Raw genomic sequence first — 8657 nt, forward strand, 5'->3', positions numbered from 1 at the left:
ACAGGCTTTCATCGAGATGCTGGGTCGAGAGCACGATCTGGGTGACGCCGACCGGCTTGCCGTTCTCGTACTTGACGGTGACCTGGCTCTTGGCGTCGGGGCCGAGCTTGGCGGCGTCGCCCTCGCCCTTCTTGCGGGCGAGCGTCAGCGTCTCCAGGATCTTGTGGGCGTAGTAGATCGGGGCGGGCAGCAGTTCGGGCGTCTCGCGGCTGGCATAGCCGAACATGATGCCCTGGTCGCCGGCACCGACATCCTTGTTGCCGGACTCGTCAACGCCCTGGGCGATGTCGGCCGATTGCGGGTGCAGCAGCACGTCGATCTTGCAGGTCTTCCAGTGGAARCCGGCCTGCTCGTAGCCGATGYTGCGGATCGCCTTGCGGGCCGCCGACTTCACCTTCGACTTGATCTGCTTCTCGTCGAGATGGGTGCGGACCTCGCCGGCGATGACGACACGGTTCGTCGTCGCCAGSGTCTCGGCCGCRACGCGGACCTTGGACGGCTCATAGCCGGCCTTCACCGCCTCCTTGAAGAACAGATCGACGATCTCGTCCGAGATGCGGTCGCAGACCTTGTCGGGGTGGCCTTCCGAGACCGATTCGCTGGTGAACAGGTAATTCTGGCGTGACACGGTCGCGGCTTCCCTTGAATCTGGGCACGATGAAAGCGCCTGGCGCGGCATGCGCCAGCATGGAAAACGCCCCGTCAATGCAGCCGGACGCGTTCGCCGTCAAGCGCTATAATTCGTTTATCGGGAAGATCGTTCGACAAGTCGAACAAAACGAAGCGAAAACTAGACCTTTTCGCTGTCTTCCTCGGCCAGGGCCTCGACCAGATCGATGACACGGCGGCGGACCCGACTATTCTTGATGCGGGTGAAGGCCTTGGTGAGCTGCACGCCTTCGCTGGTCGACAGGAAATCCGAAATATAGGTCGTCGCCGCGGAATCGGAAAAGCCGCCGGCCGGCATATCGCCGCTCGGCGCTCCGTCGAAGAAGAAGGCTACCGGCACATCGAGCATCTTGGCGATCTGCTGCAGGCGGCTCGCGCTGATGCGATTCGAGCCCTTCTCGTATTTCTGGACCTGCTGGAACGTCAGCCCCAAGGCCTCGCCCAGCCTCTCCTGGCTGATCCCGGCAAGCATGCGTCGCATCCGAACCCGGCTGCCTACATGGCGGTCGATCGGATTGGGTACCTTCTTGATCATCATTCAACCTGTCCTAGCATCATTGTCTTGGCCAGGAGCCGCATTCCTGGTCGGCGCGGAGGYCGTGATGTATTACAAGCCAGCGATCCGGTCCACTGGTCTCGAAAAAGTTAATGTTGGGCCCTCAGACCCGCAAAATCCGGGCCAGAGCGAGGAAAAGGGCCAAGAGTCCGGCGAAGACCAGATCGCCCCATCGCGCATAGAATGTCGGGGCGCCTGAGCGCGGCAGGCCAGCATCCAGCACGCCTTCGCTGCCGAGCGGCAGGCTGGCGACGACGCGGCCATAGGCGTCGACGACACCGGAAATGCCGGTGTTGGCGACGCGGACGAGCGGCAGGCCTTCCTCGATGCTGCGCAGCCGCGCCTGGGCGAAGTGCTGATAGGGACCGCTAGTCTGGCCGAACCAGCCATCATTGGTGAGGTTCAGGAAAAAGGCCGGGCGCGGCCCCCGCGGCACAACCGCGCCGGGAAAGACGGCCTCGTAGCAGATCAATGGCGCCGCGGTCGGCAGCCCCTTGATCGCCAGGGGCAAATGCGTGCTTCCCGCCGAAAATCCTCCGGGAACCGAGACGAACTGCGACAGGCCGACGGCGCGGATCAGCGTGCCGAGGATCGGCGGCAGATATTCGCCGAAGGGCACGAGATGGACCTTGTCGTAGCTCGCGACGATGGCGCCCTCGTCGTTCACGACCTGAATGGAGTTGTAGATCGGCGGCCGGCCCTCGCCCGGCAGAATCTCGCCGGCCCTTGCCGCGCCGGTGATCAGGGTCACGTCCGGCGGCAGGGCGGCCGCGATGCGCGCGAGCGCTTGCGGGGTGCGCCCGAGCAGGAAGGGGAAGGCGGATTCGGGCCAGATCACATGGGTGACGTTCTGGAGGCCCGGCGTCTGCGGACTCGTCGCCCGGTCGCTGAGCTCGAGATAGTGGTCGAGGATCGCCGCGCCGTTATTGCCGTTGAACTTGGCGTCCTGCGGCAGGTTCGGCTGCATCAGCCGCAATTTGACGCCGGCGACCAGCGGCGAGGGGCCGGACGGCACGCGCCAGACGCCATAGGCGAAGAAGGCCGCGAGAGCGGCCAACGCCAATAGCGACGGCGCCCAGCGCCCGGACGGGCCCGCCGCAGTGCCCAGCGTCGCGGGTGCCGCGCCGATTGCCACGGCGAAGAGCGTGAGCCCATAGAGCCCGAAGAGCGAAGCGACCTGCGCGAGATGGATCTCGCCGGCCAGCATCATGCCGTAGACGTTCCAGGGGAAACCGGTCAGCACATGGCCGCGCAGCCACTCGCTGATCCCCAGCATCGCGGCGAGGACAAGGATGCGGCCCGCGCCCTTCGGCCAGAACAGCCGCGCCGCGCCGAAGGCGAAAGCCGGAAATACCGCGAGGAAAGCCGGCAGCGCGACGACGCCGAGCGGCATCGCCCAGGCAAACTTGTCGGCCTCGACCAGAAAGGCGGCGCCGAGCCACCACAACCCGGCGACGAAGAAGCCGAAGCCCCACCACCAGCCGGCCACGAAGGCGGAGCGGAAGCGTTGCCAGCGCGTCGTCCCGACCGCGCCGTCCATCAGCCAGATGGCAAAGGTCATCGGCAGGACGACGAGCGGCCACAGATCCAGCGGCGGCAAGGCGAGCGCGCCGCTGGCGCCAGCGGCAAAGGCGATGAGCCGCCTGCGCCATCCCCAGGCCAGGATGACGGCCTCCGCGACCCCAGTGATCGGCATCAGCCGGGCTCCATCGCCGCTTCTTCAGGCGCCGTCCGGTCGCGGCGACGGATGGTCAGGCGCTTCACGCGGCGCTGATCGGAATCGAGGACCTCGAAGGACAGGCCCTCGGGTCCGTCAACGATCTCGCCCTGCGCCGGAACGCGGCCGGCGAGCGTGACGATCAGCCCGCCCAGCGTGTCGATGTCGTCGGCGACCTCGTTGCCGGAGAGATCGACCCCGGTCGCCTGCTTGAGTTCGTCGAGGGTGGCGCGTGCATCGGCCGTGAAGCAGTCGTCGCCGGCCGGCGTGATCGGCGCCTCCTCCATGTCGTGCTCGTCCTCGATATYGCCGACGACGATCTCGATCAGGTCCTCGATCGAGACGAGCCCGTCCGTGCCGCCATATTCGTCGATCACGAGGGCGATATGGGTGCGGGTCGCCTGCATGCGGACGAGCAGGTCCACCGCCGGCATCGACGGCGGAACGTAGAGGACGGGGCGCAGCAGCTTCGTCGCCGCGAGCGGGGTGGAAAGATCGACCGCCGCCAGATCGTGCGGAGCCGTCTGCGCCTCCTCGGTATCGCTGCCGGCCATGCCCGCGGGATGGGCTTTCTCGGCGATGTATTCGAGGAAATCGCGGATATGGACCATGCCGCGGGGATCATCGAGCGAATCGTCGAAGACCGGCAGGCGCGAATGGCCGGCCGTGCGGAAATGGGCGAGGAGCTGGTCGAGCGTGACATCCGCCGGCACCGCGACGATGTCGGCCCGGGGTATCATGACATCGCTGACGCGGCGCTCGCGCAGGCCCAGCACATTGGTGAGCATGGCGCGCTCCTGCGCCGAGAGGTCAGCCAATTCGCCATTCGCCTCAGCCAGCGCCTCGACGATCTCCTCCCGCGCCGTGCCGCCGCCGCGCAATCCGAGCCGGTCGAGGAACTGGCCGAGCCAGTGGCCGAGGCCCCGGCCGGCGGTTTCGTTCTGGGATTGTCGACTGTCGTCGCTCATGGCCGTGAATGTTCTGAGAAAGACGGGGCCGGCTCGGTCACGAGCTCGGCATCGGCGTAAGGGTCGGCAATGCCGAGACGCGCGAGCGCCTCGACCTCGAGCGCTTCCATGCGGCGCGCCTCGGCCTCGGTCTCGTGATCCTCGCCGAGCAGGTGCAGCAGCCCGTGGATGACGAGATGGCGGAAATGGTCGGGAAAGCTCTTGCCCTCGGCTTCGGCCTCGCGCGCCACGGTCTCGTAGGCGACGACGATGTCGCCGAGCAGCGGGCTGGTCGCGATGCGCTCCGGCGGCGCGGCCGGGAAGGAGAGCACGTTGGTCGCCTTGTCGAAGCCGCGCCAGTCGCGGTTGACGAGGCGGATGCGCCGGTCGTCGGTCAGGAGCAGGCTGAGCTCGGCGCCGTCCAGGGGCCGGCGCGGCGCGACGGCGAGCCCCGCACGAATCGCCTCACCGGCGATGGCGCGCAAGGCTGCGAGATTGCCCAGCTCGCGCCAGCGGCGCGACTCGGCACGGATATCGAGAACCAGAGCCGGAAGGCTCTCCGCGGGCGGCGCCGAACGCCGCGCGCGAGGTCGATCCTTCATCGCGGCCGCTCCCGCGCCAACATCCGCTTCAATCCTTCACTGTCGCCCTCGCGATGCGCCTCGGGAGCCGCTGCGGAATTGCGCATCGCTTCCTCGCGCTCCTCGCGTTCGCGCCTCGCCGACGCCTCATAGGCCATCACGATGCGGCGCACCAGATCGTGGCGGACGACATCGCCCTCCTCGAAGCGGGCATAGCCGATGCCCTCGACGTCCTTGAGCAGCTTCGCCGCCTCGACGAGGCCGGAGCGCTGGCCGGGCGGCAGGTCGATCTGCGAGGGATCGCCGGTGATGATCATGCGCGAGCCCTCGCCCAGGCGGGTGAGGAACATCTTCATCTGCATCGAGGTGGCGTTCTGCGCCTCGTCGAGCAGCACGACGGCATTGGTCAGGGTCCGGCCGCGCATGAAGGCGAGCGGCGCGATCTCGATCATGCCGGTCTGCAGGCCGCGCTCGACATGGCGCGCCTCCATGAAGTCGTTGAGCGCGTCGTAGATCGGCCGCAGATAGGGATCGACCTTCTCGCGCATGTCACCGGGCAGGAAGCCGAGGCGCTCACCCGCCTCGACGGCCGGGCGCGACAGGATCATCCGCTCGACCACGCCCTGCTCGATCAGCGAGACGGCATGCCCGACCGCGAGCCAGGTCTTGCCGGTGCCGGCCGGCCCCTCGGCGAGAACGAGCTCATGGCGCTTGAGCTGGCGCAGATAGGCGTCCTGCGCCGCGTTGCGGGCTCTTACAGGGCCCCGCTTCCTGGTAACGATCGCGTCGAAGGAGGCCTTGCCGGTGTCCGCCGTCGGGAAGAGCGAGCGCTGGACGTTGCTCTCCTCGATCGCACCGTCGACATCGCCGAGCGTCACCGCCGCGCCGGCCTTGGCGCGGGCATAGAGCGTCTTCAGCACGCGGACAGCCTGCTCGGCCGTCTCGCGCGGTCCCTTCGCCGTGACATGGTTGCCATTGGGATTGACGACGACGCCGAGCCGCCGCTCGAGATGAGCGAGGTTCTGGTCGTACTGGCCGAAGACCAGGCTGGCGAGGCGATTGTCTTCGAAACTCAACGTCACCTCGGTCGCCGGCAGGCCCTCGCGGGCGAGGCTCTCCCCGCGCGCCGGCGCGATCTCGCGCCGCGGGGTCCGGTCGGGTTTCGGCGTCATCGAATCAGCCTGTGCCAAATGCGTCATCTCCCTGACGGTTATTCCGGCCGGACAGGAACGACCGGCCCGGTCGTCTCACAGCATATCCGAACGCAACAATTTCAGCCTGATGACAGGGTGTGCTCAACCCGCAGATGGGGGCGAGAGGGCGCGCGCTCAAGCGGCCATTTCCTTTCGCGAACCTGCCCCGGCCTCAAATTTGCGGCCGAAGAGCGAATTGGTGCTGGTGCGCTCGATCACCACCCGCACGATATCCCCGATCTGATTCGTCTCGCTGTCGATCTGCACAGCCTGCAGATAGGGCGACTTGCCGGCAAGCTGTCCCGGGTGGCGCCCGGCACRTTCCAGCAACACATCCACAGCCCGTCCGACCATCGCGGCGTTGAAGGCCTGGCGATGGTGCTCGATCCGCTCCTGCAATCGATAGAGCCGCTCGTCCATGACGGCGCGCGGAATCTGCCCGTCGAGATCGGCGGCAGGCGTGCCGGGACGCGACGAATATTTGAAGGAATAGCTCGAGGCGAAGCCGATCTCGTCGACGAGGCGGATCGTGTCCTCGAAATCGGCATCGGTCTCACCGGGAAAGCCGACGATGAAGTCGGAGGACAGCGCGATGTCCGGGCGTGCCGTGCGGATGCGCTCGATCAGGCGGCGATACTCGTCGCCGGTGTGCTTGCGGTTCATCGCCGCGAGGATGCGGTCCGAGCCCGCCTGCACCGGCAGGTGCAGGAAAGGCATCACCTGGGGCAGATCGCGATGAGCGGCGATGAGATCGTCGTCCATGTCCCGGGGGTGGCTGGTGGTATAGCGGATGCGGGCGATGCCCGGCACCTCGGCGACGCGATGCATCAATCGCGCGAGGCCCCAGACGGCGCCGTCCGGGCCTTCGCCGTGATAGGCGTTGACGTTCTGGCCGATCAAAGTGACGTCGCGCACGCCGGCTTCCGCCAGCCGCTCGACCTCTGCCACCACCTGCGCCACCGGGCGCGAGAACTCGGCGCCGCGCGTATAGGGCACGACGCAGAAAGCGCAGAACTTGTCACAACCTTCCTGCACCGTGACGAAAGCGGAGACGCCGCGCGCGCGAATGACCTGAGGCCTGGGCGCCGGCAGGAAGCCGAACTTGTCCTCGATGGGGAGATCGGTATCGACGACGCGCTTGCCCGCCGCCTCGGCCAGAAGCTCGGGCAGGCGGTGATAGGCCTGCGGGCCGACGACGAGGTCGACCGCCGGCTGGCGGCGCTGGATCTCGCCGCCCTCGGCCTGGGCGACGCAGCCGGCAACGACGATCTTCGTCTCCTGGCCCTCGGCCTTCTGGGCGTTCTTGATGTCGCGAAGCTTGCCGAGTTCGGTATAGACCTTCTGCACGGCACGGTCGCGGATATGGCAGGTGTTGAGCAGGATCAGATCCGCGCCTTCCGGCGTCGCCGTCTCCTCATAGCCCTGCTCGCCCAGGATRTCGGCCATGCGCTGCCCGTCATAGACGTTCATCTGGCAGCCGAAGGACTTGATGTGGACTTTCTTCATCGTCGCGGTCGGGATCTCCAAACCGTCTCCTTACTCCGGTTCGCGCGGCTTGAAAATCACCGCCATGCCGCAACGGACGGAAAGCAAGCGGCGGGCCAGGGCTTCCTTACCCGGCGGGACGGCCGGTCACGGCTTCGCGGCGGGCGGCGCGCACCGTCGCCTCCGCCAGCCGCGTCGCCTCCTTGCGCGAGGTCGCCCGGCCCATCACGATCGGCGCGCCCCAGACCAGTTCGACATCGACCTTTCCGCAGGCGAGCACATGCCTGAGATGCGGCACGAGCTCGGTATCGCCATACCAGGCGAGCGCGCCGCGCTCGATGCGCCCGCCGGGCAGGCCCTGCCAGCCGGTATAGGTGACGGCCAGCGGATAGACCGTCACGTCGCTTTCGGTGTCGCCCATCGCCTGATGGGCGGCGCCGAGCAGCGAGGAGCGGAAGGGCAGGATGCGCGTTCCGTCCCCGGTCGTGCCCTCGGCGAAGAGGACGATGTCCTCCCCCGCCGCGATGCGCGCACCCATCGCCGCGGCGACGCCGGCCGTGGCGCTGCGGCGCTGGCGGTCGATGAAGACCGTATGCTGGAGCTTCGCCAGGAAGCCGATGACGGGCCAGCTCGCGACCTCGCTCTTGGCGACGAAGGCGAGCTTCTGCTCGGCCCCGAGCACGCAGATATCGAGCCAGGAAACATGGTTGGCGACGATCAGCGCGCCCGCTCCGGGCGATGGCGGCGTGCCCCTGACCCGGCGGCGCACGCCGAGGCAGAAGCAGACGAGCCGATGGAAGCGCAGCGGCAGGACGCCGGCCTGCGCCGGCCATGCGCGGAGGACCACGAGCTGCAACGGCACCAAGGCGAGCGTGCCGAGCCCGAGCAGCGCAAGGCGGAGCAGGGCGCCTGCGGATAGTCCGTTCATGCGCGAGCGGTTCCGGTCATCGGCGTCGGGTCGGTCCTGATGGGATGCAAGGGCTTCTCATCGCCCGATTGCGGGCGGATGTCACGCGAGATCGAGCCGCATSGYGAYSGCGGTGGCGCGCGWGCCGTCGGSCTTGGGRTAGTAGCCCTTGCGGCGSCCAACCTCGCGRAAGCCGAAATGGCGATAGAGCCGCTCCGCCGGCTCGTTGCCCTCCTCGACCTCGAGGAAGACCTGCGTGATGCCCTCGCTCGCCAGATGGGCGAGATGGACGGCGAGCAGGGTGCGGCCGAGCCCGTCCCGTCGCCGTGCCGGAGAAACGACGATGCTGAGGATCTCGGCCTCGTCCGCCGCCTTGCGCGACATCACGAAACCATCCGGGCTATGGCCGCCGCCGCTGAAGACGCCATCGGCCACGACACCCGAATCGGCAATCAGCGCGGCGCATTCGGAAGGCTCCCAGCCGCGGGCGAAGCCGCCCAGATGATGCAGCGACGCGACCTGCCGCGCATGGGCGACATCGAGGCGCCCCGTCCGCGCGGGAGCCGAACCGGGATGAAGGAGCCTGCGCAACCAATCCATGC

Annotated in this window: 9 protein-coding genes; all 9 read right to left on the bottom strand. The window is 67.7% G+C overall.

What is annotated here, in order from left to right:
- On the bottom strand, positions 1-679 hold a 679-nt coding region (locus tag AB4Y99_RS21560), incomplete at its 3' end, for an S-adenosylmethionine synthetase N-terminal domain-containing protein (RefSeq protein WP_441524770.1).
- Positions 680-790: 111 nt separating this feature from the next.
- Entirely contained in the window at positions 791-1204 is a 414-nt protein-coding gene (locus tag AB4Y99_RS21565; protein ID WP_038365350.1) for a helix-turn-helix domain-containing protein, read from the bottom strand.
- 124 nt (positions 1205-1328) lie between these two features.
- Entirely contained in the window at positions 1329-2921 is a 1593-nt protein-coding gene (gene lnt / locus AB4Y99_RS21570) for an apolipoprotein N-acyltransferase (RefSeq protein WP_441524771.1), read from the bottom strand.
- Entirely contained in the window at positions 2921-3910 is a 990-nt protein-coding gene (locus AB4Y99_RS21575) for a hemolysin family protein (RefSeq protein WP_441524772.1), read from the bottom strand. Before AB4Y99_RS21575 ends, lnt begins: the two co-directional genes overlap by 1 nt.
- On the bottom strand, positions 3907-4491 hold the full coding sequence (ybeY, locus tag AB4Y99_RS21580) for an rRNA maturation RNase YbeY (protein ID WP_441524773.1): 585 nt from the start codon (positions 4489-4491) through the stop codon (positions 3907-3909). Before ybeY ends, AB4Y99_RS21575 begins: the two co-directional genes overlap by 4 nt.
- A complete protein-coding gene (locus tag AB4Y99_RS21585; RefSeq protein WP_081925517.1) occupies positions 4488-5642 on the bottom strand; it encodes a PhoH family protein in 1155 nt (384 codons plus the stop codon). Before AB4Y99_RS21585 ends, ybeY begins: the two co-directional genes overlap by 4 nt.
- A 156-nt stretch (positions 5643-5798) precedes the next feature.
- Positions 5799-7169, bottom strand: a complete 1371-nt coding sequence (gene miaB / locus AB4Y99_RS21590) for a tRNA (N6-isopentenyl adenosine(37)-C2)-methylthiotransferase MiaB (protein WP_441524774.1) — start codon at positions 7167-7169, stop codon at positions 5799-5801.
- Positions 7170-7275: 106 nt separating this feature from the next.
- Positions 7276-8076 (bottom strand): lysophospholipid acyltransferase family protein, encoded by an 801-nt coding sequence (locus tag AB4Y99_RS21595; RefSeq protein WP_038365090.1) that lies wholly within the window; start codon positions 8074-8076, stop codon positions 7276-7278.
- A gap of 81 nt (positions 8077-8157) precedes the next feature.
- A partial coding sequence (locus AB4Y99_RS21600; protein WP_441524775.1) for a GNAT family N-acetyltransferase occupies positions 8158-8657 on the bottom strand: 500 nt, incomplete at its 5' end.

It is taken from the genome of Allobosea sp. TAB14 (assembly GCF_052113865.1).
GTDB lineage: Bacteria > Pseudomonadota > Alphaproteobacteria > Rhizobiales > Beijerinckiaceae > Allobosea > Allobosea spartocytisi.

What these genes read in the sequence shown, in the direction of transcription:
- AB4Y99_RS21565 (WP_038365350.1), bottom strand. Translation starts at nt 1,204, where the DNA reads ATGATCAAGAAGGTACCCAATCCGATCGACCGCCATGTAGGCAGCCGG.
- lnt (WP_441524771.1), bottom strand. Translation starts at nt 2,921, where the DNA reads ATGCCGATCACTGGGGTCGCGGAGGCCGTCATCCTGGCCTGGGGATGG.
- ybeY (WP_441524773.1), bottom strand. Translation starts at nt 4,491, where the DNA reads ATGAAGGATCGACCTCGCGCGCGGCGTTCGGCGCCGCCCGCGGAGAGC.
- AB4Y99_RS21585 (WP_081925517.1), bottom strand. Translation starts at nt 5,642, where the DNA reads ATGACGCCGAAACCCGACCGGACCCCGCGGCGCGAGATCGCGCCGGCG.
- AB4Y99_RS21595 (WP_038365090.1), bottom strand. Translation starts at nt 8,076, where the DNA reads ATGAACGGACTATCCGCAGGCGCCCTGCTCCGCCTTGCGCTGCTCGGG.